Origin of the sequence: Nitrospira sp. CR1.1 (assembly GCA_014055465.1) — a bacterium.
Taxonomy (GTDB): Bacteria; Nitrospirota; Nitrospiria; order Nitrospirales; family Nitrospiraceae; genus Nitrospira_A.
In genome coordinates, this window is the sequence record WIAF01000002.1 from 273,073 (window position 1) to 299,054 (window position 25,982).

Here is a 25,982-nt window from a genome sequence, read left to right on the forward strand (position 1 = left end):
GTCACTTACCGCCAGCCGCAGGTTTCGCCGCCGCTGGCGCAGGCTTCCCGTCGCTCTTGGCCGCGCCGTCCTTGACACCGGTCTTGTCCTTGCCGCCCTTCGGCTTGTCTTTCTCTTCCTCCGCCACCTTTTGTTCAATGGCGGCAATCTTGAGCTCTGCGTCTTTAAAGGCCTTTTCGTCCTTTGTCAGCGACTTTTGTGGATCATAGTGTGGAGCCGCGACCACCTCCGCAGGCTTACAGCATTCATGCGGATGCGGGGTCGACACGGGAAGGACCGCCCAAAAGAGCACACTCAACACAGCCCCGGCGCCGGTAAAGGCCGTCAACATGAGACTTTGATCGGCCGGAACGCGAATCATGTCCCAACGCGAAATCAGATCCTGATAGGTGTCGTTCGCCGGCCCGGCTGCTGCCACACGTCCTTCGACCAACTTACCCAGAATCATCAGGCCGACATAGGTCAGGGCTAATAACACCACAAAGGCGGCGCTCCCCCACGCGGTAAACTCCAGGCCGATGCGTTCAGCGACCGGGAGATGCTTGAGCATCTCCATATCTAAAATGGCCTTGGTCACGGAACGGGCCAGGTCGGTTGCACCGCCTTGCACCACCCAGAGAAAGGGTAAATACAGCGCCCCGGCTACCGCGAAACGAACCCAGAGGGCGAGCCCCAAAGAGGCTGGGGGTTCAAGCCGGAGTCGCTCCAAAAATACGGTTCGCGCAACCAGCCCTAACGACCAAATGTCGATCGGGATGCAGAGCAGAAAGAGTAACGGCAGGCCGATACCCTCACCGAAATGGAAACCGAGCGTTAAGGAGATGATGAAAAAGGCAAAGACACTGACCGGAGTCATCAGCAGCATCAGGAACGTGATGCCGAGCTTGGTCTCCAGATGGATGGTGCCCATCGCCATGAACAACACGACGAAGGCCATTTTCAGTGGCAAGGCGGTCCAGCAGGCCGGCCAGAGAATACTAAGCCCCAACTTGAATGACGACATTGTCTCTCGACCACTCATGTGCCCACGCCCCTCCGGCTAGTCAAGAAATTCGCGGTTGATAATGGCGGCCACGGTGAAAATCAGGATGCTGGCCATTACCACGATCCAACTGATCAGCGCGATCGGCCGCTTAAAGATATTGCGTTCCGGATCCCGATCAATGAAAGGCAGCGCAGCGAGCAAGGCCATGAAGGCCCCAGGCAATGCAATTGCCCCGAGAAACTGTCCGAACTCTCCGGCAAAGACCTTGAGACGGAGAAGTTGGAACAGGAAGAGGAAATACCATTCCGGTTCCGGGTGATAGTCGCCCGGGTCCGGGGTCGCTTCCTCAAGAAGGACGATTGGCTCCCAGAAGGCGAGACTGCAGATGCAGAGAAACACGGCCACCATGCCGACAATATCTTTCCAGATCTGACGAGGGAAGAAATAGTCGGTCTTCGCCTTGATCTCTTCGACGCTCCCGCGGAACGGGCCGGCAGGGCCGGCCTTTCTGAACAAGAACAAATGCAAGCCAGCCAGGCCCATGAGCGCGGCGGGCAAGACCATCACATGGATGACAAAGAAGCGGCTCAATGTCATCTGGCCAGGCGTCGCACCGCCCTTAAGGAATCGCGCCATGAAGTCGCCGAGCAACGGCGTCTTGTCCATGATCTCGACCCCGACCGTGGTGGCCCAATAGGCGCGCTGGTCCCAGGGAAGGAGATAGCCGGTGAATCCAAACCCCATGACAATCCCGAAGAGCGCCAAGCCAACCAACCAGATCAATTCGCGAGGTTTTTTGTAGGCGCCCCATAGAAAGACTTGAGACATGTGCGCAAAGACACACACCACCATCGCCGTGGAGCCCCAAAAATGGTAGCTCAGCAAAAACCAACCATAATCCACTGTGTGGATGATGTACTGGGTGCTCGCATAGGCGTGGTCTGCGGTCGGCACATAATAGAACATCAGCAGAATGCCAGTGACCGCCTGCATGATGAAAATAAAAAGCAGGACAGAGCCAAATACATACGCCCACCGAGACCCGCCAGGGACGGGCTCATTGAGCATTTTGGCCTGTAGCGTCTTCAGCCCGACGCGTTCGTCGACAAAGGCGAAGACTTTTTCAATGGCTGACGGCTGAGTCGTTGTCGATTGCGTAGTCGTATCCATTTAGACAATCCGAACCTGGGCTTTCGTGCCCGCTTTGAATTCCATATCGATAATGGTGATGTCGCCCGTTGCGGTAACTTTGATGGGGAGCGGATCCAACGGCCGAGGGGCCGGTCCATCCAAAACCTTCCCTGCAGCATCATAGATACTTAAGTGACAGGGGCAGAGAAAGACCTGCCCCAGGATCTTGTGCGTCCTCCATTTAAAACCACAGCCCAAGTGTGGGCATTTACCCGAGTAGGCGATATAGGGCACGTCCTTCTTGTTGGTCCAGACCACCTTGCCGGCCGCATCGTGGAACTCCATATCTTTGCCTTGATAGACAGACTCCAACACCTTGGGCGTCGCCTTCAAGACCCAGACGTTCTTGTCGATCTCCTGCTCCGGCATATAGGCTTCTTTAAACTTGCGTTTGTATTTGTATTGAACGCCGACGTCATCTTGCTTGATTTTTCCCGAGTTGCCGATCTTGATCCACTCGTTATCGAACGGGGAATACATCGGCTTCATCAAATATCGCAACACGGGAAACGCCAAAGGGAAACCGATGAGAAAACCGATGGCATGGGTGAAGTTCATGAAAAACGTCCGACGCTTCACACTCCGTTCCAGCTCAGGAAGAGGGACCAGCACTTCTCCCGGCGTCACGTGAATGCGATCTTCGAGATGAGCGATTTCAACTTCGTGCGTGGTCACGTACTCATCACGCTTAAACGCCGGGAACGTCGCGTACTCGGCACGGGTGGCGCGGAGCGTCACCACTTCATCCGTGACGCCCTGCACCTGCGACATCGGTATCTGGCGTTCGACCGAACCGGTTTTCTCATCGCCGACCACGATGTCACTAATCTCGTGGGAGAGCGGATCCATGATGACCCGGCGCAGTTCCCCGACTTCACCGTCCGTACATCGAACTTTGGATTTCAGTTTCGGCTGCATCATACTCACTTCATCTTGATCGGCTTCGGAGTATTCACCGAAGCATTCTTATAACCGGCCAGCCAGGCCGCCAACGCATCGATATCCTTGAGCTCCATGAGGTCTTTGTATTTATCAGGCATCTTCCCCTTGTCGTACTCTTGATCGAATCCTTCCGCCTTGTAACTTTTTGGATCGATGATCTTTCTAGCAATTTCTGCTGCAGGCAAGAGGTTCCCAATGTTATCCAATTCAGGGCCGCGCTTCTTACCGCCTTCACCGTTAAGCTTGTGGCAGTTGTAACATTCCTGCAATTGCCATTGCTCTTCACCCAATTTGGCGATGTCACCGGAAGAGGCAGCGGTCGAGGTCGGCGCACTTTCCCCTCCGGCCTTCTGGTCCGCAGGAGCCTGCCCCGCACCCAAGGCCTGCAATCGAGCAGTCAACTCTTTGGCTTTTTCATCCAAAGCTTTGGCGCGCTGCATGAGCACATCCACCTTACCGGCTTCATAGTGTTCGCGCTTCGGCTTCAGAATTTTTTCGATCTTCCCCTTCTCATCTTCCGGATCGTACTGCGGCCACGCGGAAGCGCCAGCGATAAACACCACAGACAATATGGCATAAAACACGAGGAGTGCCCCGACGGCCTTCACGCCACCAAAGGGCTTCAACGTCGGAAGATCGAGAATCATGAAGACAAGGGCGCCTAGGATGGCATAACCAAAAAACAGCGCCTGAAAGACGAAGGGGAAGTCCAGCGCCTTGGTGGCGCCGAACAAGATCCCGCCGATCACAATGCCCACAACCATTTTTTTAATCACGTTTCCCATGAATACCCTCGTTTACCGCCCGTCCAGTATGGTGACCGTCTACTTCGCTCCTGCAGGAACAGGGCTTCCCTCGTGTGCATGCCCTTTCGAATCAGAGGGCCGCAACGTCACGATAATGGCAAAGCTGACCACCGCATAGAACACGATGGTAATACCGGTGATCCACCAGGCCGAATACGACAGCGTTGGCGTAAAAGATTCCGCCGTGAAATCCGGCAACAGGTTGTACGTATGGAAGTACTTCCGCAACAGGGACCGAACCGCCCCCATGAGGCCCATGGTCCAAATCGCGCTAAAGGCGAGGAAGACCAGAACGAATTGCGAGGCAAAGTCGATTTTGCCCCACACAATGGTTCCCTGCGAAACGGCACGGTTATAAATGACGTAATTCACGACTGTGACGAAGACCAGGGTGAACGCCGCGGAATTTTTTGCCGGCATCAGCGCGAGGAAATTCCAATCGGACGGCAATTCGAGTTCTGCCACCAACTTGGCCCCCGTGGGCACAAATCCGTGCGGCGTCATCCAGATGGCGTTGCCCACGACCACCATCAAAAAGCCGATCTTAATGACCGTACTGGACGAAACCGTCAGCGGGATGAACCGTCCCAGGACGGCCGGCGCCAACAGAAGCGGGAGGAGGAAGGCCAGCGAAGTCGGATCCGGTACGGGATAATCGGTCAAGACCTTGGTCATGACGATCGGCAGCAAAACCATAACGATCGGCGCGATCACCGTCATCCGAACCCGCTCGACCCCCTCAATACGCTTCATACTCAGCCAGATATAGTAATTACTCGCCAGGAAGATGAGGCCGATCATGGCGCCTTGCATTTCGAAGAACATCGACAACTGATCGGCCATCATGTAGGGACAGATGGAGGCGTCGTAATCGCAGAGCTCGTAGGCCAGCAAATATCCCATGAAGGGCAGGAACAACAACGCACCCACGCCGATCATATTGCCGACAAAGCCCATCCAATCGTAATAGGCGCGATCTTCTTCCTTCTTCGATCCCATGAACATATAGGCAGCAATGAGGCCGGCGACGAAGCCACCGAAGGTCACATTCCCAACAAGCCGGTGCAAATTGAGCGGCATCCAGCTGTAGTTGAAGACTTTGTCCCACAGGGTGGCGGTCGCCAGGAATTCAGCCGGCGAAATACCTTCCGCCCGAACCGGGGTATTCATGAAAGAGGTCGGCGCGTCGATCACAAACAGCGTAATCGAGCCGATGAGATTCAGCAGCACGCCCAACGCAATGTGACGCCCCTTCTTTTCACCCTTCCAGGCATCCCATGTATAAAAATACATGTAGAGAACAATGGTTTCGCCGATGAACAAGAGCGGATAGACGACGGCGAAAATCAGGAAGAAGTGATTGATGAGCCAGGTCGTGAATTGAGGATAGGTGGCAAGCAGCACAAAGATGAACAGGCCGCCTGTCAATGCGGTCATGCTGTAGAGGATGACCGTGACCTTCGTGACCTCTTTGGCCAACCGGTCATAACGAGGATCCTGCTTGCGATACCCCAGCCATTCGGAGATCACCACAAAAATGGGAGCCCCGAGGATGAATCCCGCAAAGAGAATGTGGAGCTGAGCGACGATCCATACTGCCGTGCGATTCCCGGTGTAGGGGAACTCCACGGGGGGCGCACTGGGAGCTTGCGCATAGGCCACGCCTCCCAATATCGCCACTAGCGCAAACATGACCAACAAACAGCGCTGCCAGATTTTCATGATGTCTCGCCGCTCCTCCTCATTCCAACCGATTGCCCCATGACTCGAATCACGCCAGACACGAACTACTTCACCTGGTCAGCAGGCACCCAATCCTTCTTATTGGCATCCCAGCCCTTGCCGGACAAGCCGAACGAGCGCTCAAACGCCAAGATCTTCCAGCGATCCTCTTCCGACAACTTGCTCTTCCACGGCTTCATCTTGGTGTTCGGCACGCCCTCGGAAATGCGCCAGAACCACACGGAGTCCGAATACATCTTCATACGATCGCCGTTGCGGAAGTCGCGCGCACCGGCCTTCACCGGCTTACCATCCTTGCCGTGACAGCTGGCACAGTTGACGTCGGGATTCTTACCGCCGATATACAACTCCTTACCCTCTTCCAGGATCTTCGGATCCGTCCACCAACCGGCAGGCATATGCTTATCGGCATATTCCGCAGGAGCAGGGGGTGGCGGAACAACCGGGCCCTCGCCGCCGCCTTCACCGCCACCACATCCCACGACACCAAAACCAAAGCCAAGAATGCCGACCATCAGAGCCAATCTCTTCATGCCTGCGTGTTTCATAAAAAAGTTCCCGCTCCTTTCTTCATGCCGGCGCCTTCTCAAGCCCCGACGCCCATTATCATCGACAGAAAAAAAAGACGCTTCTCTGTGGCGCAACCAGCACCCACAGCAAAAGCGTCAAGACTCACAATACAACGAGGTCACGTTTGGAATTCCCCGCCTACTTCTTACGATTCGATCCGGCGAGGAACAATGCCCCACGGACCGTGCCCTATTTCTGCCGCTTGCCCTGCCCCTTCTTTCGCCGTTGCTCTTCTCGCATCCGCTTGCGGGAAATTTTTAGCCCAATCCATCCCACAATAGCAACAGCCGCAATCCCCAGCCCATAGAATAACCACTGCGGAGGACCAAGATCGCGCTCGCACCCACTCCCGAAATCAACCCGAAGCTTACGTTCGGTCTCCAGATCGTTCGGATCGAACTGGATTTTAAAATTCTGCTGTTCCCCGCCGGCCTCAACCAAGAGCGGGTCGCCGACATTATCGTTATGAAGATGCAGCGTAACTTTATAGTACCCGTCACCATCTGTCGTAACAGTCTGACCGACGGTGACCCGCGTATCCTTGACCAGCACCTCTACATTGACGGCGGGCCGACCGTCTTTTCCGCACACAAACCCTTCGACAGTAAATCGATGGTCGGCGGCATGACTGGCAAACGAGACCGACGGCACGAACAACGTCGCGATCAAGCCCCAAACAAGTACGAAATGGCGGGTGGCACCTCTACTGATCCCTCTCCGCCCTCGCATACGTTTGACCCGTGCCGGACTGATTTTCAGCCTCACAAACATCCCGCCCAGAGCCTGATTATGAGAGGCTTCCTCGACACGGACTCGACCCAAATTTGAGGCCGATCCTTCTAGCATAGCCCCCCCTCTTTGTCAACAAATGGATGGAGTCAAACGGAAGGATCAACGATGGAATACGTGTCGAAGATTGAGGAAGCGGAGGAGGAAATTGCAGCCAGTGAGGAAGCGAAAACGCTCGCGGCACGCCAGAACAAATGACTGGCGGATCAGCGGCGCGAATGCTCAGAGATGCCCGCGCGATTTGGCGTCCGCAGCGGCGCGATCGATGTCTTTCTGCCGTTCCGACTCCTTCTTGGCGATCCAGGCCTCCCAGGACTTTCCGGTGGCCGTATCTTCTCCCGTGAAGGCAAGCGTCATCACCTCCGAATACGGGATGGTCATCGTTCCGCTGCTGGTGGAAGGGAACAGCTCAATTGTGGGCTGATCTCCTGTGGCAGTTCGATTAAAGAGGTAGCCGGTGACTTGGCCGCCGGACTTCAGTTCGACGGTGATATCTCCCCGGTAATCAAAGGCGAGTTCGATGGCCTCGCTCAGTTCAGTGGGGGATGCCGGTCGAAAAACCCGGCCTTCAAGGCTGCCGGTCTCCGGCGCGTGGCACTTCGCGTCAGTCATAGTCTTCCCGTCTTGCGAAAGGGTGACGGTGAGGCATTCGGCCGGCCCGCGGCCGAATGCCTCACCATGGCGACCATCATACCGATTGAGACCGGGCTATTGCGCGTTCGGCATGAGGGTAATTTTGACGGTCTTCGTGAAACCGGACAGTGACCCGAAGGTATCCTCCACAGCCGAAGCCTCGTACCCGCAATGCACCATGCAGTCCGCGCATTTTTCATTGCGCCCGGTGCCGTAGGAATCCCAATCCGTCTTCTCCATGAGCTCTTGAAAACTTGAGGCATAACCCTCTTGGAGCAAATAACAGGGGCGCTGCCATCCAAACACGTTATACGTGGGATTTCCCCAAGGCGTACACTGGTATTCGCGCTTGCCCATGAGGAACTCCAGAAACAGGGGGGACTGGTTGAACTGCCACCCGCGCTTTCGATTGCTGAGGATCTTCGAAAACAATTCGGTGGTCCGGCTCCGCTTCAGAAAATGCTGTTGGTCTGGGGCTTTTTGATAGCTATACCCGGGCGAAATCATCATGCCTTCGACGCCCAGCCCCATCATTTCATCAAAAAACTTCCGCACGCGCTCCGGGTTGGCATCGTCGAACAGCGTCGTGTTGGTCGTGACCCGATGGCCCCGCTTGAGCGCCGCCTTGATGGCCTTCACGGCCACGTCGTAGACCCCGTCGCGACAGACCGCCAGATCGTGCTCATCCCGCAGACCATCCATATGGACGCTGAACGTTAAAAATTTTGACGCCGGATACTCATCGAGCTTCCGTTCCATCAAAATGGCATTCGTGCAGAGATAGACATATTTCTTCCGCTCGACGAGACCGCGCACGATTTCCGGCATTTCAGGATGAATCAGCGGTTCACCACCGGGAATACTGATGATAGGCGCGGCACACTCATCCGCTGCCGCCCAACATTGTGCCGGAGTCAGCCGCTTATCCAGCACATGATCCGGATATTGAATCTTGCCGCATCCCGCGCACGCGAGATTGCAGCGAAATAATGGCTCGAGCATCAACACGAGCGGATACCGCTTGACCCCCCGGAGTTTCTGGGTCAACACGTACTTGGTCACTGTATACATCTGGGAGACTGGAACAGCCATCCCGTTCTCCTATTCTGGTAAATGTGAATGTGAGTACCGACTGAGACTTCCGGCCTTGTAGCAGAGGGTTCGCGCGGATTCTACCATCGCGATCGAAAAATCGTCAATTTTCAGGTTGGGGAGCAACCCTGGCGAACCCGCGCCCGATAGTCGAGAAAAAACGCGAGGAACATGCCCATCACCAATGCGAGCACGCCGGCCACCGCCACATTGAGCACGATGCGCGGACGAATCCGTTTGTCGGCCGGCACAGCCTGGTCAAGCACCTGCACCGTCGGCGTGTCACGAGCCTCCGCGATCTTCGCCTGCTCATGCTGGGATGTCAAAAGCGTGAAGAGCGTTTCCTGAACCTTGACTTGCCGGAAGAGCCGGCCGAACTGCAGCGCCAGATCAGGCACAGCCACCATTGCCGGATGGAGGCGTTCTCCCGAACGGATCCCCTGGACATCCTTCCCCGAACTCATCGTAGCCAGTTGTTTTTTGAGCTCTTCGACATTCGAGCGGATGCGAGCCAGATCCGGATTCTCCGCCGACAGATACCCTCCCATCACCTGGAGTTGAACCTCCTGTGCCGTAATCTGCCCTTGGATGATCGCCGCTGCTTCAATCATGACTTTTGCCTGCGCCTCGACGGCCACCGTCTTATTTTTGGCCTGAAAGTCCCGTAACGCGTCCTCGGCCTTGGCCATGCTCTCCATCGTCTCATGGAGCCGTCGCTCCAAAAACGCGCGATTCTGTCCGGCCTTATTGACGGTCACCGTCCGGTTCAAGCGATCGAGATTCGACACATAAAAATTCGCCATGTCCGACGCCACCTGCGGGTCCTCATCCTCCACCGAGACCTTGATCACTTTCTCCTTGGTCACCGTGATCCGCAGATGATCTTCCAACTCTTTGCGGGTTTCGACCATCGTCTTTTCCCGATATCGATCCATCAAGTTGAATTTCTTGATCACATCATCGGCCATCAGGCGCGACTTCAGGATGGAGACAAAGACGTCCGTCGGTGTCGTCGGCAGACCAGGCAAACCAAGACCAAGATTTTGCGCCATCCCGCCTGCGGCCGGTGACGCCAGCAAAGCAGCCAATGCCCCACCTTCCTTGGACTCCAACTGAGGCAGAACAGAAGAGGTGGATTCATACACATGAGGCAGGAGGAGGCTGACACCGAGCGAGATTGCCAGAGCGGCCACGCACAAGCCGAGCACTATCTTCCGCCGCGCGACAAGCACATCCCAGTAATCGAACAGAGTGGCTGATTGGTCAACCGCAGGCCTCTCTGCCTGGTGGCGGGAAGGTTCCAGCAGGGCGTGTGGGCTATCTGAAGGCCAGTCCATCTTGCTAGATTGTCTCAGGTGAGGCGACTGTCACGGTTCGATCCCAGCATCGCCAACGGTCAGGCGTGATATCTCTACAGAATCAAATCGCCGCCGGAAGTTCGTTGATTCTCCGCATGGGGATTAACAGACCACCTTGGTTTCTCCGCCCTACCGACCGACCACGGCAATGCCAGCCGCCGTCAGCGCGAGGCTGCCGATAATGCTCGCCACGGTTTGCCACAAGGCCAATTGGGGAGGGCGAGCCTCAATTTTCTGCGGCACGACGATGGTATCTCCAGGACGCATTTCCTTCGCCGAGAGGTAGGAGGAATCGGTTGTTCCATTCGCCCGCATCACATACATCTCACGCTTGTTGGCATCTTCCGTGATACCGCCGGCTTGCCGCAGGTAATCGTTGAGATCCAAGCCCGGCCGATACACCACGGTGCTGGGGTTCTTCACGGACCCGATAATTCCGACGGTTTGCGGGGGAGTTGGAATGGTAATCCGGTCACGAGATTCCAGAATAATGTCGTCTTCAGTCCCTTCCAGACTCTCGATCGAATCCAACCGGACAATGACCCGGCCCAGCTCGATCCGCGATGCGATCGCTTCGAGCTGCTGGAGTCGAAGGGACAGCACCTGTTGCTCCGCAATCGTTCCACTCGTCGCAAAAGCCGACGCGGCGGTCAACCCTGCTGTTCCTGCAGCAATGCCGGCAGATTGCGCGGTCAGACGCTGTCGCTCGGCCGCAATAAAGCGATCGAGCTCCGCCTGCTGTTTCAATTTCACCGATTCTCGCACCAACATGATGCCGCTTGGAAAGGCATTAGGGCTAAATCCGCCGGACCGTTTCAATACCGAACTAAGTCGTTCGCCGATTTCAATGGTGAAGTAGCCGGCCCGTCGCACCTCGCCTTCCACCAGCACAAGAGCCGGAGGTCTCAGCTGACTCGCAATCACCACCTGATCCAGTCGCCTCAGCGGATGGTTGTCGGACTCCTGGCCTTCGAATAGCGCCTTCGGACTAAACTGAATCACTTTGGTGAGATAGGTCACGGGATCTGTGCGAACGATCTCAGCCCGATCAGCATACGCATCAACGGAGAGTTGTTCCGGCGATAAGATGTCTTTCACGTGCATGCCGGGACGGTACTCATACGGTCCGGGACTTTTGACCGCGCCGACAAGACTCACCACGTTCACCACCTGGGTGGGTAACGTCGGAATACGGATATAGTCGCCATCCAGGAGAATGGGATCCCCGCCCTCGGTACCTAGCCGACTTTTTTCAGCCCCTTGGGACGCAAAGGCACGAACGAGATCGACATCGATCATATTCCGTTCTTGCAGGGCCGGATCCTGTCGAAACAAATGGCAGCGCTGGCGATCAGACAAGGGCGTCAGCCCCCCCGCCAAGGTCAGCAATTCAGTCAATCGCGCACCAGGCTTCATTTCATAAATCGCCGGTCGTTTAACCGACCCGCTGATTGCCACAACAGGCCCAAGCGGAGGGACGAGCACCACGTCGCCGGCCTGCAGCCGACTGTCCTGCCGCCGATCTCCCTGAAGCAAAAAGTCATAGAGATCCAATTGCCCGACCGTCTTTCCTTCTCGCATGATCCTGATCTGTCGTAGGGAGCCGGAACGAGCAGGCCCACAAGCCGCATAAATCGCGTTCGACACTGTAGCCAGGGCACTCAGCTCATAGGCGCCTGGCCGTGCCACTTCTCCTACGACATAGACCTTCATCGTCCGGATTCTGGCCATGGACACGTGCAACTCAAAACGTTTCAGAAGCATGCTCAATCGGGCATGGATTGTGCGCTCAGCCTGTGAAAAGGTTTGTCCTCCGACCGGAATGGCTCCGACTTGGGGAATCACCACCATCCCGTCTCGTTCGACCGGAGCAATGTAACTGCGATTGAAGTTTTGATCCGGCACATTCCAGATGTGCACAGCGAGAGAATCCTGCGGACCAATCACGTAATCCGGACCTACGGGAACATCTTGTAGCGAGGTGAACCCGCCCGCATGGGCGTCGAAAAAGTCATAGCCAAATTGTTTCAGGCGACTCTTGACTCCCTGCAGCACCGAAAATTGGGCGAAGGCTTCTTCGACGGAGAAGTCCTGATGACGCAGCAGTTCCGCAGTAAACGGTTTTTGCTGAAGCTCTGTTTTTTGTTGCTGGTTGGCTTGAGCCAGCGCTTGGGCCTGCGGCCCTATCCCCATGCCCCCCTGCACGGCTGATTGCAAACCCTGCAGTTGAGACACGCCTTTCTTTTCGCGCTCGACCTGAGTTTGATGCTCCAAGCTCCGCTTTTCTTTTTCTGCTTGATCCCGTTCGAGCCGCCGATCACGTTCTTCTTCCTCCTGCCGCATGCGTTGCTCGACTGAGGCAGGCAAGAGACTATTGGCGGCCATGGGCCAATAGTCGTTGAGATTCGGCACCGTGTTCTCCGGCGAGAGATCTGGCGCCGTTGGGATCGGGCAAGGGGCATACTGAGGCACTATCGGTTGAGTCGCTGTCGGATTCGTCACAATCGCCTGCCCGGGAGAGGTCGGCAACCCAAAGTTCCCGAATGGGAGAAACGGTGACATTTGATTCCCCAGCGAGGGTCCGCCTGTTGAAGGGGCGGATGAGGGTGGCAGCACAGGATTCGTCAGCGTCTGCGCCAAGAGAGAAGGAGGAAGAACCAGAGCACCCACTAACAACCAGGTTACCACGCGTATCCAACGGCTTGGCCGAGGGCACGGAAGAATACAATGCAGTGACTCGTCAGTTGAATGGTGCATCCGATGGAAACCGCCTTAGCCTGTGGATAACGACAGTAGGTTCTAATCTAAAATCATCGCCTCAGTCAAACGAGTCTCAGGCTGGATCTAACCCACCTTATTCATGAGCACTGATGCAACACTCAGGGAGTCACTGCTGCGACTGGCCTTCGGCCGGCGGGCTCGCGGTAGGGCGCACCGAAACTCTCGCCTCGCGCACGCCTCCTCAAGCACTGCGCATCTCCGGCCGGGGCAGTAACTCCCGTTCCCGAATGAAGTACGCCTCACAGGTGACGCACACACTGATTGGTGGACTTTTTCCGCATCCTGCTAAAACTGAACGGCCACGGCCGTCCACAGCAAATGATTCTTCGCCGTCACTCCGGCGGAAAAAGTTTCCATAAAGGGCGTAATGGCCGACACCTGGCCGGGGTTCGTCAGCCGCTGAAAGGTGTATCCACCCATGACCTGGACGTCTTTGGAATACCACCAGGTCAGATCGACGGCAGCTTCCCGCTTCTTTTCATGAACCGGCTGGCCCCGGTCCCGCTCCTGAATATTGAAGTTCGCGCCCAACTGCACGGTGTCGGTCAGATATCGGGTGCTGCGCACAAACACGTCGATCCCGTCGGTTCCCATATGGTGACCCAATGGAAATCCTCGGTAGCGCATGCCGCTGGTGTAAGTCCCGTTGTTGTACCACACACCTCCCAGTTCGGGATGCCGCCGTCGTCCGTAGTCCGTATCGGCGTATTCGATGCGCAGGTCCATGGTATCGCCCTGAAACACCTGTGGGATATAGATGCCGCCTAAAAACGCGGCCCGGCTCGGGATCGGCAGTTGCGACCACTTGTCCTCCGTCCCGATCTCCCCATACAGTTGAAGACCGGCAGGAAAGGGAATCAGGTACGGAACCGATGGCAACCTGAGCCGGAAATCGGCCATCCCTTGTTCGTTCACCTCCTTGTCGGATCCCTGGTTCGCCGGGTGGATGTAGGTATCGACGATCGTTTCCGGAAAAGACTGATCGCGCCCGCGCCCGCCGAACTGTGTCAGGCGCGTGAGTCCGAACTCCAACCAGGAGACCGGCAGGTAACTGATGCGTAATCCGAAGACCCTGGCGCGCGAAAAATCGCGATTGCGTTCCAGCTGAGCCAGAAAGGCATTGACCTTCCAATCGCCCAGGCCGCTCAGAAATCCCGGCAATTGAAACGGTCGCTCCGTGCCCAATTTGATCATATCCATCGGAAACGCGTGATCGGTCAGCAACAGGGAACCATGGTAGCCGGGCCCCCACCATTGCGTCCCTCGCCCCGCCTCCAACGCGATGTTGGCATAGCTCAACTTCAGGCTGAATTCCCGCAGGTAAAAATTGTCGCTGTTATTGGTAGGCCCCAATCCCAGAAGATGACGATTGCTGATGAATTTCGGTTGGACCATCACGGCGGCCCATTCGTTCAACTCCGCCCAGGCGCGCACATCGGTTTGATTTTGGACTCCGTTGACGAAATATTCCCCGCCGCGGTTTTCACGAAACCGGATTGTCTGTCCGCCGCCGATAGACGAGGCATCGACCTCAGAAGTGACCCGGGCCCCGAACCGTAGCGAACCGGTTTTGTCGTCAGGACGTGCGCGGATGGTGCCGAGGCGAATGAGCTCCGGACGAAACTCCGCCAGCAATCGTTCCAAAAGCGGCTCGGCAATGGCCTCGCGACCGTCGAGCTCGACCTCGTCGGCGCGAACCCGTTCGATCGCCCGCGCCACATACTGCGCTGCTTGCATGCGGGTGAACGGCTTCGCGCCCACCAAGGCCCGGTCGATTACTCCCAGAGCAATGAGGCGCTCAATGGCGTCATATCCCCAGTGGTGCAGCGGGAGGTTGCTGGACGCGAAGGCCGGCCCGCTCCAGACCATCCACAGGAGCAACCCGAGGGCAAGACCAAATGAGACGCGAGATGGGCTCACAAGACAGGCCGGGCAAAACAAGGAGTCATGGTGGTGCGAATCCGTCGCGAACAGCCGGTCTCCCACTCAGCAGCATGGCGGCCCATCAATCCTGCCTGCGTACAGCTAGCCCTACGTGGACGACCAACAGCAGTGGACATGGTTGGCCAAGGGTAACTGATGTGGTGAACGGACACGCCATGACCTATCCCAGTTGAGCCGACTCCTGCGGCTTCACGTTCCGCCGCTTCAGACCGGAAGGATACCTTGTCCCCGATAGATGAATCCAGCCCCGGAAAAACGAAGGACAACCGGGGAAAACCCGCGAGCTCATTCATACGACAATGGATTCAGGCGAGTCGCCCAAGAGCAAGCAGTATCTTGTGCCCGGTAACCGGGTACTCCAGCGACATCCGTACAGGTTGGTCGTAGGGGGCCATGCTGTCATCGACGGCTTCTGGGAAGCGGGCCAGTTTCCCGAGAAACAGCCGCTTGAGCAACCGCTTCCCCGACATGCTCGAAGGGATCAGGCGCAGCCGGACAGCGACGCGTTTGATCCACGACAGGAAGACCGCAGGAATCGAAGCCGGCGCAACGGGAAAGGCGCAGAAGATGTCCGGCTGAAACCCGGCCTCCCGCAGCAAGGCCGAGAGTTCACGGGCGGAATAGTAGCGGCAACTGCGAGCATTCGGATTGAATTCCGACCATTCCGGATTGACCGTGCAAAGCAACAGAAGTCCCTGAGCAGTCAACACCCTCCGGCACTCCGTGAAAAATTTCCCGGCGTCCTCAAAAAAATAGAGGGCCTCGTAACAGACAATCACGTCGCACGATGCAGCCCGCAGCGGCAAGGCTTCGGCCTGGAGTTGCACCAAAGGAATCGTGCCCTGCAGATGCTTCCAAGCTTGACGGAGCAAGGGGTCCGTCAGATCCCCACCGATGATCGCCTCGGCATGCCGTCCCAGGTAGCCGAGCCCGACGCCAGGGCCGCACGCGACGTCCAGCACCCGGCGGCCTCGGCAGAAGTCGGCCGCGAAGCGATAGCGGGTATACACCATGGACAACGCCTCAGGCGTTACCCAATCACCCGCCTTTTCCGTCACCGGACTGTAATCGGGGAGGGTCACGGCTGCGTTGAGAAAAATGTCCGAAGCGCGGCGACGATGATGTCGACCTGCGCCTCCGTCGTTTCCGCGCTCATTGGAAGCGACAGAACTTCCAGGCACATGGCCTCGGTTTCCGGCACATCCGGCGCCGTGAGCGCCAGCCCCCGGTGTTCCCACATCGGCTTCGGCCAATGGACCAGCGTCTCGATTCCTTGTTCTTTCAGAAACACGCGCAGTTGATCGCGGGCCCTGGTGCGAATCACATAGTTCTGAAAGATGTCCTTGCGCCGCGCCTCGTCGAACTGAGGAATTCGCAGTTGTGTGATTCCGGACAACCCCCGATGGTAGGCAGAGGCAATCCGCCGCCGGTGCGCGATCCATTCCGGAAGATGGCGCAGCTTCACATCCAGCACCGCCGCCTGGACATTGTCCAACAAGGCCGTCTGCCCATGGTAGTGATATTCGCCGGTCGCGCGGTCCTCCCCGTTATAGCGGAGGAGGGTCGCCATGCGGGCGAGCTCGGGATCGTTCGTTGTAATGGCCCCGCCGTCGCCGAACCCGCCGAGCACCTTGAAGGGATAAAAACTGAAGCAGCCGGCGCGTCCCTGACTCCCGGCGCATTTGCCGTCGAAGGTGGCCCCAAGCGCCTGGGCCGCATCTTCAATGACGGCCAATCCATGCTTGTCGGCCAATTCCAGAATACGGTCCATCTCACAGACTCGCCCATTGAGATGTACAGGGAGCAGCGCTTTTGTCTTCGCCGTGACGGCACGCTCAATCAGATCGACATCCATATTGAAGTCAGGGCCCACATCGATCAGTACCGGACGCGCCCCGCAATGGACGATGGCAGAAACCGTTGCGACGAACGTGTGGGCCACCGTAATGACTTCATGTCCCGGTCCGACTCCTGCACCGAGCAGCGCGAACAACAGTGCGTGATAGCCGCTGTTGACCCCGACGGCGTACTTCACACCGACGAACTCGGCCAGGTGCTGCTCAAAATCCTTGAGCTGGTGCCGATTGACGAGATCGCCGTTGGCCAGGCAGTCGATGATCGCCCGATCGATCTCAGACTTGAGTTTCGCGTAGTGACTGCGCGGGTCGATGAAGGGAACGTGATAGGCCATACTTAGGATCGGGTACTCGACACAAGCACTTTCTCCACTGCGGACACCACGTCCTCCGCGCCGACATAGTACGCTTGTTCAAGCACGGCAGAGGTCGGCGCCGGCACATCCGGTAAACAGACGCGGCTGATCGGCGCCTTCAAAGCGTGAAACATCTCCCCTGCCACCGAGGCGGCAATTTCTGCCGCAATGCCGCCGCTCAGCCAGGCCGCATCGGCAATGACCAATCGGCCGGTTTTCCCCACCGAAGAATACACGAGATTGCGATCCCAGGGTTTGATCGAACGCAGATCGATCAACTCCACATCGATGCCTCGCTGAGCCAGCGTTGCAGCCGCCTTGACCGCTTCAGCCGCCATGTAGGACGTGGCCACGAGCGTCACATCTCTCCCGGTCCGCCGAAGGGCTGCCGACCCGATCGGTACCTCATAGAGGCCTTCAGGCACATCTCCCTGCAGATCATAGAGCCAGCGGTCGTCGATATAGAGTACAGGATTTCCGTCTCGTACGGCGGCCACGAGCAGCCCCTTCGCGTCATAGGGGGTTGCGGGCATGACGACTTTCAGCCCCGGCACATGTGCAAACAGCGCCTGCAGGGCTTGGGAATGTTGTGCGCCTTGCTCGCCGCCTCGATTGATGACCGCGCGTATCACCACCGGCACAGACACCTGGCCGGCAAAGAGGTACGACCAATTAGCTGCCTGGTTCATGATGGGATCCACGGCCAGTAACATAAAATCCATGCGCGGATGGAACACAATGGGGCGCATCCCGGTGATGGCGGCGCCAATCGCGGCGCCGGTGGTGGCATTCTCCGACACCGGAGAATCGATCACGCGGTCTTTGCCGAACTCCTTATCTAGATCCTGCAGGCTGGTTCCCGCATACCAGGGATTCCAAACGCCCTGCCCGATCAAAAACACCCGCGGATCCGCTGCAAGGAGTTGCGCATGGGCCTCACGGATCGCCTGCGCATAACTGAGTGTGCGCATACGCCTAGCCCCCTCCCCGCACATAGACGTGCTGCAGCACGTCGCTCTCATCGGGAGCCGGCGATTGGCGGGCGAATGTTACGGCCTCGTCGATTTCCTCCTGTACGTCAGCCTCAAGCCGATCAAGCACTTCGGGCGACAGGCCGAGCGCATGCAGGAGGCCACGGCACCGGGCGATCGGATCGCGAGGCTGCCACTCATCGAGTTCGCGCCGCCGATCCTCGCCGACCTCGAGATCGGCCGCGGGACCGACATGTCCGCGCCATCGATAAGTGCGACATTCCAACAGAGTGGGGCCCTCGCCGATCCGCGCTTGATGCACGGCCTGATGCGCCGCCTGATATACAGCGGTCACATCGTTCCCATCCACCACCACACCAGGCAGTCCATGGAGGGCCGCACTCTCGACGATATTGTCCTTGACCCGTCGCTCTTTCAGCGTCAGATGCGTGGAGTAGAAATTATTCTCGCAGACAAACAAAACCGGGAGACGGTACAAGGCCGCCAGATTCAGCGATTCGTGGAAGTGCCCCTCGTCGGTTGCACCATCCCCGAAAAACGCCACGGCGACCTGATCGGACCTTCGCAACTTGGCCGAGAGGGCAGCACCCACGGCCATAGGAATCGTGGCAGCCACCAGTGGAACCGTCCCGAAAATACCCTGCGCCGGAGCCACGAGATGCATGGAGCCTCCACGCCCGCGAGCACAACCGGTCGCTTTCCCAAGAATCTCCGCCATCATGGCGCGCAGATCCCCGCCCTTCGCCAGGTAGTGGCCGTGCGAGCGATGGCCGCCCCAGACCGTATCGTCCTCGTTGAGCGCAGCGCAGACACCGGCCGGAATCGCCTCCTGCCCGATTGAGAGATGACAGGGGGTCCGCACCTCCCGGCTCGCCACGAGTTCCCCGATGCGCTCCTCGGCCAGACGGATTCGCTGCATCCCGCGAAAGAGCGACATTAATTGATCACGCAACAACGTCCCACCGCCCTTCGTCTGAAGATTCATGCTCCCAGCTCCACAACCTGTGGCTCGCGGAATTTCACACGGAACAGAACCGCACCAATGGTCTGAAACAGAATTCCGAGATCGGTCCAGAAGCCGGCCCGGCGCACATAGGCCAGCTGGAGCCGAATCTTTTTCGGTCTGATGAGTTCGCAATAGGCCCGATCCGGGTCAGCGCTCCCCTCAAGAACGGCGCCTTCATCGATGTTCCATAAACTGGCCCAGTCGGTGAGACCGGGCCTCACCGTGAGAATGGCTTTCTCTTCCTCAGTATAGAGATCCACAAACCGCTGTACTTCTGGTCGCGGCCCAACCAGACTCATCTCGCCACAGAGCACGTTCCAAAGCTGTGGGAGTTCATCCAATTTATACCGTCTCAGCACCGTCCCAATCCTCGTCACTCGAGGATCGTCATTGGCGGTGGAACTCACCCCAAGCCGTTCCGCATCCGGCTGCATGGTTCGAAATTTGAGAATGCGAAAGGGCTTGCCGGCGAACCCAACACGCCATCCTCGAAAGAACGGCGACCCACCGTCGTACAGCGCAATCATGAGCGCGATCATAGTGAACAGTGGACCGAGGAGGGCCAGCCCCGCAGCGGCGCACACGAAATCAAACAGTCGTTTCATCCTAAGAAAAAAGGCGCTGTAACCCACCGTTGTGCTAATGCCGCTGCCTCGATTGGACAATGTACCCTAATCCTACTACGAACAGTATCTTATTGGTCATTAGGCTGCTGAGACCTTACTGCTTCAAAGATGTCTTCCATAACAACGGTGCCTTCGTCAAACTTTCCAGACTCCTGGCTGATCACCGCAAGACTCAGCAAGATCGTTTCCGATCCCAACGTCTTGGATTGGAAGTTTCGGGGATCGGAATCGGCCCCTTGCTTGCGCCAAGACAAGGGTCTTGCCGATGGCATGCACGGTATTCCACTCCTCTCAGAATTAGTGGGAAAGGCCACATTTGCTGCGATTATACGAAATTGAGTACATTGCACCAACAACCAAGTCTTCTCGTTCAAACAGTAACTCGCAACAGGCCCAAAATTTCATACAGATGAAAGAAGCCACCGAGCAACAAACCTCTGACTGGTACAATGAGTATCACTCTCGGAAGGGAAAGGATAGAAACGATATTCTTACCAATCCAGGAGTACTGTTTCAAATACTGGCAATTCAACAGTCGGTCGTCAAAGCACTCCGGGCGCTACCCATTAACAGGAGCTGGAAAGTTTTGGATGTCGGATGTGGTACTGGAGGAAGCTTGCTGCAATTTCTGGCTTTTGGATTCGCACCAGACTGTTTGTTCGGAATTGATATTATCCAAGAAAGAGTGCACGAAGGGAAAAAACGTTTTCCCAACCTCAATCTCACCTGGGGCGATGCATCAAGAATGAACTATGACTCTGATTCCTTTGACATAGTTATGGAGTCGACGATGTTTATCCAGCTGGCCGATGACGCCTCTTCTCGAAGAATTGCCCAGGAAATGCTCCGAGTGGTAAAGCCATCTGGCTACGTGATGCTGATTGACTGGCGATATAGCTTACGGCACCCAGAATACAAGGCCTTGTCAAAAAAGCGAATTGCCTCTTTATTCGGAGTAGGCCTAGAAACCACCCAACACTGCCGAACGTATGGTGCTTTAATACCGCCAATCGGCCGGTTTCTGTCTACTTACTTGCAGCCTTTATATTTCATTGTCCAGAAAACGTTGCCGTTTTGTGTAGGACAGGTCGTTACAGTTCTCCAAAAGCAAACCGATCGGCAAGACAGATAAGGGCTTCGTCCTGGAACATGGGTTGCACCTTGTGGAGCCATTTCTAGGCCACAGGGGCTGTGTGCTCCGGGTCCCCCCTTAATACCTTCCTCCAAAATTCCTTGGCACTCAAAAGTCGTGCTACTCCCCATAGAGAGCCCAACCCGTATCCCACATGCAGCATGGCAAAAATAACCGGCATCATCAGCACATACTTCGGGTTCCTCGCCTCCCAGGCGGCATGGAGTGATGCCAGAAGATTCGCGAATACATAGGCGCCGAAAATGCCTATGAAGATCCACCCGAATGCTGGCCACCACGCCGTTAAGGCCATGGTCACCGACAGGCTGCCGACAAAAAACAGCGGAACGAGATGGCGCAGGCTCACCGGAATCACCCGGCTATAGGCAAAAGGCATGACGGCCCATACGCCGTTGATCCAATTGTGGCACCAGAAGGACTTGAGGTCCGATCGAGCAAAATAGTAGCTGACGATATCGGGCACGAGGAGGGTACGGCCTCCAGCCTTCCGCAGGCGAAGACTGAATTCCATATCCTGTCCTCGCGTCAACCGCTCATTGAATACGCCCGGCTGATTCAGCCGAAGGCTGAATTCCATGTCTTCGCCCCGGACCAGACGTTCATTAAATTCGCCGAGTTCCTGAAACACCCATCGCCTCACACAAAAGAACGGAACCGTATCGACGAACTTGGGCTCTCCGCCATGGATCAGACGAAAATGCGAGTTCCCGACCCCGAACGGATGAGACAAGGCTTTGACAATGCACCATCCCGCCAGCGTCTCCGTGCGAGGCAGGGTCTTCCAGATCCCCCCGACATTATCCACTTTGTACTTCCCCAACGCATCCACGCAACGGGAAATATAGTGTTTGTCATATCGGGCATGGGCGTCCATTCGCATGACGATGGGGCCACGCGTGTGCTGGATCCCCATGTTCAACGCCGCGGGAGTTACGCGTTTGGGATTATCCAGCACGAAAAGAAAGGCATACTCACGGGAGTAGGCATTAAGGAGTTCCCTGGTGCCATCCTCGCTCATGCCGTCCACCACCAGAATCTCCAACTGCTCCTTGGGAAAATCATTTTCAAGGATAGAATCGAGACAGCCGCCGATGAAAGCCTGTTCGTTCCGGCAGGGAATGATAATTGAGACGATAGGATAGTTGTGGGCCTGTGTCGTCTGCGAAGGCTTTGCTGTCCCGCAATCAGTGCTCATAGCGAGAAGGAGTGACTCAGTTCGAATGCGCGTTATGGCTTAGAAGAATGTGTCTGCGCAATACGTGGCCGCTTCTTTCATGCGGGCCGCCATCAATCTCGTAGGCCACATCCCTATTGTTTTATGTTCTTCATGACGAACACGCAGTCGCGGGTCATAGGCAACGCTTGAGCCGGCACGCCGGGCGGTCTCGGCTACGAACACCTCTTCCCCGAACAAGAATGAACCATGATGCAGCGTACCGCCCGACTCAAAATAGCTTTTTCGGAACGCCAAAAACGCACCATGGCCTGCATAAATGGGCAATGGTTCAACATAGGAACGGGACACCATGGTATCGGTTCCTAAGAGCCTCCATACCCCCCGCAACCGCTCTTTCATCAGATGCATTGCGGAGTAGAGCCACAGCACAGGGTACCACTGGAAAATGGCCTTATAAAAACGCATCCGAAGACGAGTCGGACGTGCCAACATGAATGGATTTTGGTCTCTGCCTGACACGCCTGAAATAATGGCCGGTGCGATCACGGTGTGAGCATGACTTTCTCCGTACTGCATCAGCCGCACGAAAAACTTCTTGCCTTCCAAAATTAAATCCACATTACACACGATGACCCACTCGGGCCATTCATGAGTCAGCACAAATTCTTCCAGCGCCGAAGCCGCCCCACCGAAATAGCCGAGATTGCGTCCTGGGATATGGATACTGATGCCCGCCTCCCAAGGATCCAGATCAGAAAGCGCCGCCGCGAGATCAGATACTTCGCTATTGTCGACGAGGACTAGAACTGGCCGTTCCGCTACCTTCTCTCGACTGATCTGTCGCGCCAGACGGAGCGCGTCAGAATTACTTCTATAGGTGACACCAATGACCACCATCGGCAAATGAGGATGGGCACCCCGGTGCAGTCCGTCGCGGCCATTCATTTACTGTGACCTTGGCGTATGAGGCGGCCTCACCCAAAACACCACGTATATGGCAAACATGAAGAATGCGACGATCAGCGTGTTATAGGTCGTGACTGCGGCGATAGGACTCCACAAAGCAAACCAGTAAAACGAGATCAGGAGAGGAAGTCCGGCGACAGCTCGCCGTGCCACCATTCTGTACCCGGTTCCACCAACAAAGCCGATACAGAAGAGGATTGCGAGGGTGCCTGGGAGGGTGAAATCCTCAATAAGCCCTCTGAAAACGGTATAGATGTTTGTATCAGTCGAAAATTCTCCGAGATCTAGGTCGGTGACATCTTCATGAATCCCCAACACTCGTTTTTTGATACCAAGAATCTCGAAGATTCCTCCGAACGTGATGGCACCAAACGAGGGAGCGAGATCGAGATGCCTTCCCGACCTAAGCCATTCACCAAACGCAACAAGATATCCAACCACATCCCCTCTAATAAAACGAGGTCCTATGACTGGAATGAGCGAATCCAACGTGAGGCCGTACCGTACAAGTAGAACCATTGAAAAACCCAGAAGAAGCACGCACCCGGCGAACGGGACAAAAACAATGCTTTTTCGCGTAAAGAACGGTCTTCCTGGGCCATCTTGAAATATTTTCATTCCCCAATAAGCCGAAAGCCAAAACACGATCTGAAACAACAGTGGGGCCCGTGTTGTCTGCACGACCGTAACCAGCATTGCTGGGACAAAAGGGAACAACGCGAACACGCGTGAATAGGTCCCGGTTGAACAAGCAAACCAAGACCCGCCCAACAGCGCGCTGGCATACATAAACACCAAGAATACCTGCACAATTGCCGGAGGACGATATTCCTCGGCATACCGAGCCGTCGAGAAAAATTGAGCCATCGCGGCAATTGCATCCGTCGACAACAGATCTCCAATACTGTAGCCCCCGGACTGAACAAGCGCGACCACCGCTATGCAGCCAAGAATCCCACAAAACATGGTGGCATGCCCGAGAGAAACGGCCGCGTTGTTAGACCTGTCCCTGGCGGGCCAGGTGTTTCGGCTCGTCATGTTCACTTGATGACTGGCCTGTCCGAACTGACCTAATCCCGTCACAGTCCCCACATACACCATCAACGTGATTGTCCAGATCATGACAAGTGCCCCAGGCCACACCTCTAGATCCGGGGCTAACATTAAGGGACCTACCGCGTACATCACCCAGAGGAGAGAAAAAAAGGCTCCCGGCGCAAACCAGCTGCCTTGCTCAATTCTGGCCCACCCCGCCATCAGAACGATAGGGATTGCGAGCAACATGCAGATCCACCACGTATTATTGACAGCCACGTTCATTGTCCCGCCTGCCTGCACACGAATCTCGGATGAGCAACAACAGCCCAGCCCGAAAGAATCAACGACTCCGCATCTCGGTTCCGAATCTCGCGAACCTCCACACTAGCGGTCGGATTGATCCTTCCAAGAAAAACCAACCGCCCAACAGATAGGTTACGGCAAACACCAGACTCCACGCCAACAGCCCAAACGGAGTGTCACGAGGAATACCGATGCTGGCCGCATAGGCCAAACCTGCACATATCAATGCACCTGCACTGCATGCGCCTAACTTTCTGAGATCAAAATATTCTAGTGCCCTGCTCAACACGAAGGCCATGATGAAGGCACGGAACGCAACCGCAAGGTTTACCACGAACGCAATCCCGATGAGCCCATAAACGGGAATGAGCAGATAGGAGCCGATAGTCGCCAATACGGCACTGAGAGCCATCGAGACAAGCGGGGTCCAAGTATCTCGAAAGGCGTAACACGCCTTGATGAACACCGGCTCAAGGACCGCAGCGACAAGTCCTCCACAATAGAATATAAACACCGCTTCCGTCATCTCCAGCCCATGGTGATCAAATGCCCCTCGCATGTAGAGCAGAGCTAAGATTTGATCGCGCAATGCCACACAGCAGACTGCAGTCGGGATAAAGAGGATGATGACCGTGTTACTAATTCGCGTCAGAATCTCCCCTGCCTCCTGCCGCTTTCCCTCGCGCCAAAGTGCCGAAAAGGTTGGGAATACCCCGCGCGATACGTTTAAGGCGACCAGTGCAACCAGTACAATGTTCACCCGGCGCGCATAATTGAGGGCCGCAATGCTACCTTCTGCCAGCCCGGAGGCAAAATAATTCTCTACTGTGGCAAGAACCTGACACGAAAACTCCAACAAGAGTATTGGCATGCACAGATAGAGGAAAGGCCATATCGCTTCCTCCGATTGCTGTCTGCCAAACCTGGCCAAATGATGTCGCCAAAGTAGAACGAACAGGATCCCCCCGCAGACTGCCAGACCGAGAATGCTGCCAGCCACGAGAGCGCCAACACCTAATACGCTGGCAAACATCAGTAATATGGTAATGGCCACCACGTTAAAGCCAAGATCGCTGAATGCAGGAATTGAAAAGTGGCCGTGCGTGTTGAACGCCGCAGACAAGACGAACACCAGATTGAGCAATAGCGCATAGAGGGCTAGCCATGGAACAAAGCTTGTCGCCAGACTCACCACCCGCCGGGACAGGGAGGGAGCAAGCATGCGGATGATTGATTCGGGAGCGACAATGAGCGGAACCATCGCGAATGCCGATATGACAAGTGTGGCAACTATTATCTTCCCCACAAACCTCGCGGCGCGTTCCTCGCCCTCCTTTGCGTGAAGGGTGTGCACAACGGGAATCAGCATGGTCGACAGAGCAACCCCTATTCCGCTGCCCGCAAGGAGTGCCACGGTAAGAGCGACGATAAAGGCATCCACCTCACCACTGACGCCGAAGTATTTGGCGATGAGCAGTTCACGAAAAAAGCCAAGGCCCTTGCTCAGAAAAGCAACAGCGATCAATAGCAAGGACGCCGAGGCCCAACTCTGAACCGACAAGCCACTTCTCACGTCCTTGCTCATATTGCTCAAAGGGGTTTTTCGTCAATTCATGACGAGAATGCCGCATCCCCGTGGAAGCCACTCCATCTCGGGTAAAGTGATTGACGCCAC

At 56.2% G+C, this 25,982-nt stretch carries 22 protein-coding genes; 1 reads left to right on the forward strand and 21 read right to left on the reverse strand.

Going from position 1 to position 25,982, the window contains the following annotated elements; translation table 11 throughout:
- Window position 1 precedes the first annotated feature (1 nt).
- The 17 genes from GDA65_05910 to GDA65_05990 all read right to left on the reverse strand — a co-directional run bounded on the left by GDA65_05910 (window position 2) and on the right by GDA65_05990 (window position 19,649).
- The gene (locus GDA65_05910; protein ID MBA5862225.1) at window positions 2-1,021 is read right to left on the reverse strand and encodes a hypothetical protein; all 1,020 of its coding nucleotides are present in this window, start codon (window positions 1,019-1,021) and stop codon (window positions 2-4) included.
- Window positions 1,022-1,039: 18 nt separating this feature from the next.
- The gene (locus GDA65_05915; GenBank protein MBA5862226.1) at window positions 1,040-2,155 is read right to left on the reverse strand and encodes a cytochrome bc complex cytochrome b subunit; all 1,116 of its coding nucleotides are present in this window, start codon (window positions 2,153-2,155) and stop codon (window positions 1,040-1,042) included.
- Window positions 2,156-3,097, reverse strand: coding sequence for a Rieske 2Fe-2S domain-containing protein (locus tag GDA65_05920; GenBank protein ID MBA5862227.1), 942 nt, complete (start codon window positions 3,095-3,097; stop codon window positions 2,156-2,158).
- Between the two features lie 2 nt (window positions 3,098-3,099).
- Window positions 3,100-3,903 (reverse strand): c-type cytochrome, encoded by an 804-nt coding sequence (locus GDA65_05925; GenBank protein ID MBA5862228.1) that lies wholly within the window; start codon window positions 3,901-3,903, stop codon window positions 3,100-3,102.
- Between the two features lie 39 nt (window positions 3,904-3,942).
- A complete protein-coding gene (locus tag GDA65_05930) occupies window positions 3,943-5,646 on the reverse strand; it encodes a hypothetical protein (protein MBA5862229.1) in 1,704 nt (567 codons plus the stop codon).
- Window positions 5,647-5,711: 65 nt separating this feature from the next.
- Window positions 5,712-6,215 (reverse strand): c-type cytochrome, encoded by a 504-nt coding sequence (locus tag GDA65_05935; protein MBA5862230.1) that lies wholly within the window; start codon window positions 6,213-6,215, stop codon window positions 5,712-5,714.
- Between the two features lie 211 nt (window positions 6,216-6,426).
- Window positions 6,427-7,083, reverse strand: a complete 657-nt coding sequence (locus tag GDA65_05940) for a hypothetical protein (GenBank protein MBA5862231.1) — start codon at window positions 7,081-7,083, stop codon at window positions 6,427-6,429.
- 165 nt (window positions 7,084-7,248) lie between these two features.
- Window positions 7,249-7,638, reverse strand: a complete 390-nt coding sequence (locus GDA65_05945) for a hypothetical protein (GenBank protein MBA5862232.1) — start codon at window positions 7,636-7,638, stop codon at window positions 7,249-7,251.
- Between the two features lie 96 nt (window positions 7,639-7,734).
- On the reverse strand, window positions 7,735-8,751 hold the full coding sequence (gene hpnH / locus GDA65_05950; GenBank protein MBA5862233.1) for an adenosyl-hopene transferase HpnH: 1,017 nt from the start codon (window positions 8,749-8,751) through the stop codon (window positions 7,735-7,737).
- A 110-nt stretch (window positions 8,752-8,861) separates the two neighbouring features.
- The gene (locus GDA65_05955; protein MBA5862234.1) at window positions 8,862-10,088 is read right to left on the reverse strand and encodes a hypothetical protein; all 1,227 of its coding nucleotides are present in this window, start codon (window positions 10,086-10,088) and stop codon (window positions 8,862-8,864) included.
- A gap of 150 nt (window positions 10,089-10,238) precedes the next feature.
- Complete coding sequence (locus tag GDA65_05960; protein MBA5862235.1) at window positions 10,239-12,866, reverse strand: hypothetical protein; 2,628 nt, start codon at window positions 12,864-12,866, stop codon at window positions 10,239-10,241.
- 309 nt (window positions 12,867-13,175) lie between these two features.
- On the reverse strand, window positions 13,176-14,810 hold the full coding sequence (locus GDA65_05965) for a hypothetical protein (GenBank protein ID MBA5862236.1): 1,635 nt from the start codon (window positions 14,808-14,810) through the stop codon (window positions 13,176-13,178).
- A gap of 329 nt (window positions 14,811-15,139) precedes the next feature.
- Window positions 15,140-15,916: a methyltransferase domain-containing protein gene (locus GDA65_05970; protein ID MBA5862237.1), complete on the reverse strand. Its 777-nt coding sequence runs from the start codon at window positions 15,914-15,916 to the stop codon at window positions 15,140-15,142.
- Window positions 15,913-17,025 carry a DegT/DnrJ/EryC1/StrS family aminotransferase gene (locus GDA65_05975; GenBank protein MBA5862238.1) on the reverse strand — a complete coding sequence of 371 codons (1,113 nt, stop codon included), beginning with the start codon at window positions 17,023-17,025 and terminating at the stop codon, window positions 15,913-15,915. The genes GDA65_05970 and GDA65_05975 overlap by 4 nt, the downstream gene beginning before the upstream one ends.
- A gap of 2 nt (window positions 17,026-17,027) precedes the next feature.
- On the reverse strand, window positions 17,028-18,068 hold the full coding sequence (locus tag GDA65_05980; GenBank protein ID MBA5862239.1) for an alpha-ketoacid dehydrogenase subunit beta: 1,041 nt from the start codon (window positions 18,066-18,068) through the stop codon (window positions 17,028-17,030).
- Window positions 18,022-19,023, reverse strand: coding sequence for a hypothetical protein (locus tag GDA65_05985; protein MBA5862240.1), 1,002 nt, complete (start codon window positions 19,021-19,023; stop codon window positions 18,022-18,024). Before GDA65_05985 ends, GDA65_05980 begins: the two co-directional genes overlap by 47 nt.
- Entirely contained in the window at window positions 19,020-19,649 is a 630-nt protein-coding gene (locus tag GDA65_05990; protein ID MBA5862241.1) for a sugar transferase, read from the reverse strand. The genes GDA65_05985 and GDA65_05990 overlap by 4 nt, the downstream gene beginning before the upstream one ends.
- A 430-nt stretch (window positions 19,650-20,079) precedes the next feature.
- Between GDA65_05990 and GDA65_05995 the strand changes: the two genes are divergently transcribed.
- On the forward strand, window positions 20,080-20,802 hold the full coding sequence (locus GDA65_05995; protein ID MBA5862242.1) for a methyltransferase domain-containing protein: 723 nt from the start codon (window positions 20,080-20,082) through the stop codon (window positions 20,800-20,802).
- A gap of 43 nt (window positions 20,803-20,845) precedes the next feature.
- Here the strand turns inward: GDA65_05995 and GDA65_06000 are convergent, their stop codons facing one another.
- From GDA65_06000 to GDA65_06015, 4 genes are read right to left on the reverse strand one after another with little or no spacing between them, the layout of a single operon-like run.
- Window positions 20,846-22,018, reverse strand: a complete 1,173-nt coding sequence (locus tag GDA65_06000) for a glycosyltransferase (protein ID MBA5862243.1) — start codon at window positions 22,016-22,018, stop codon at window positions 20,846-20,848.
- Window positions 22,019-22,057: 39 nt separating this feature from the next.
- The gene (locus GDA65_06005) at window positions 22,058-22,945 is read right to left on the reverse strand and encodes a hypothetical protein (protein MBA5862244.1); all 888 of its coding nucleotides are present in this window, start codon (window positions 22,943-22,945) and stop codon (window positions 22,058-22,060) included.
- Window positions 22,946-24,286 carry an oligosaccharide repeat unit polymerase gene (locus tag GDA65_06010; protein ID MBA5862245.1) on the reverse strand — a complete coding sequence of 447 codons (1,341 nt, stop codon included), beginning with the start codon at window positions 24,284-24,286 and terminating at the stop codon, window positions 22,946-22,948.
- A gap of 58 nt (window positions 24,287-24,344) precedes the next feature.
- Entirely contained in the window at window positions 24,345-25,892 is a 1,548-nt protein-coding gene (locus GDA65_06015) for a hypothetical protein (GenBank protein ID MBA5862246.1), read from the reverse strand.
- Window positions 25,893-25,982: the final 90 nt, after the last annotated feature.

What these genes read in the sequence shown, in the direction of transcription:
- GDA65_06005 (MBA5862244.1), bottom strand. Translation starts at nt 22,945, where the DNA reads ATGAATGGCCGCGACGGACTGCACCGGGGTGCCCATCCTCATTTGCCG.
- GDA65_05940 (MBA5862231.1), bottom strand. Translation starts at nt 7,083, where the DNA reads ATGCTAGAAGGATCGGCCTCAAATTTGGGTCGAGTCCGTGTCGAGGAA.
- GDA65_05945 (MBA5862232.1), bottom strand. Translation starts at nt 7,638, where the DNA reads ATGACTGACGCGAAGTGCCACGCGCCGGAGACCGGCAGCCTTGAAGGC.
- GDA65_05925 (MBA5862228.1), bottom strand. Translation starts at nt 3,903, where the DNA reads ATGGGAAACGTGATTAAAAAAATGGTTGTGGGCATTGTGATCGGCGGG.
- GDA65_05920 (MBA5862227.1), bottom strand. Translation starts at nt 3,097, where the DNA reads ATGATGCAGCCGAAACTGAAATCCAAAGTTCGATGTACGGACGGTGAA.
- GDA65_06000 (MBA5862243.1), bottom strand. Translation starts at nt 22,018, where the DNA reads ATGAGCACTGATTGCGGGACAGCAAAGCCTTCGCAGACGACACAGGCC.
- GDA65_05980 (MBA5862239.1), bottom strand. Translation starts at nt 18,068, where the DNA reads ATGAGAGCGACGTGCTGCAGCACGTCTATGTGCGGGGAGGGGGCTAGG.
- GDA65_05910 (MBA5862225.1), bottom strand. Translation starts at nt 1,021, where the DNA reads ATGAGTGGTCGAGAGACAATGTCGTCATTCAAGTTGGGGCTTAGTATT.
- GDA65_06015 (MBA5862246.1), bottom strand. Translation starts at nt 25,892, where the DNA reads ATGAGCAAGGACGTGAGAAGTGGCTTGTCGGTTCAGAGTTGGGCCTCG.
- GDA65_05935 (MBA5862230.1), bottom strand. Translation starts at nt 6,215, where the DNA reads ATGAAACACGCAGGCATGAAGAGATTGGCTCTGATGGTCGGCATTCTT.
- GDA65_05975 (MBA5862238.1), bottom strand. Translation starts at nt 17,025, where the DNA reads ATGGCCTATCACGTTCCCTTCATCGACCCGCGCAGTCACTACGCGAAA.
- GDA65_05995 (MBA5862242.1), top strand. Translation starts at nt 20,080, where the DNA reads ATGAAAGAAGCCACCGAGCAACAAACCTCTGACTGGTACAATGAGTAT.
- GDA65_05955 (MBA5862234.1), bottom strand. Translation starts at nt 10,088, where the DNA reads ATGGACTGGCCTTCAGATAGCCCACACGCCCTGCTGGAACCTTCCCGC.
- GDA65_05960 (MBA5862235.1), bottom strand. Translation starts at nt 12,866, where the DNA reads ATGCACCATTCAACTGACGAGTCACTGCATTGTATTCTTCCGTGCCCT.
- GDA65_05985 (MBA5862240.1), bottom strand. Translation starts at nt 19,023, where the DNA reads ATGAATCTTCAGACGAAGGGCGGTGGGACGTTGTTGCGTGATCAATTA.
- GDA65_05915 (MBA5862226.1), bottom strand. Translation starts at nt 2,155, where the DNA reads ATGGATACGACTACGCAATCGACAACGACTCAGCCGTCAGCCATTGAA.
- GDA65_05990 (MBA5862241.1), bottom strand. Translation starts at nt 19,649, where the DNA reads ATGAAACGACTGTTTGATTTCGTGTGCGCCGCTGCGGGGCTGGCCCTC.
- hpnH (MBA5862233.1), bottom strand. Translation starts at nt 8,751, where the DNA reads ATGGCTGTTCCAGTCTCCCAGATGTATACAGTGACCAAGTACGTGTTG.
- GDA65_06010 (MBA5862245.1), bottom strand. Translation starts at nt 24,286, where the DNA reads ATGAACGTGGCTGTCAATAATACGTGGTGGATCTGCATGTTGCTCGCA.
- GDA65_05930 (MBA5862229.1), bottom strand. Translation starts at nt 5,646, where the DNA reads ATGAAAATCTGGCAGCGCTGTTTGTTGGTCATGTTTGCGCTAGTGGCG.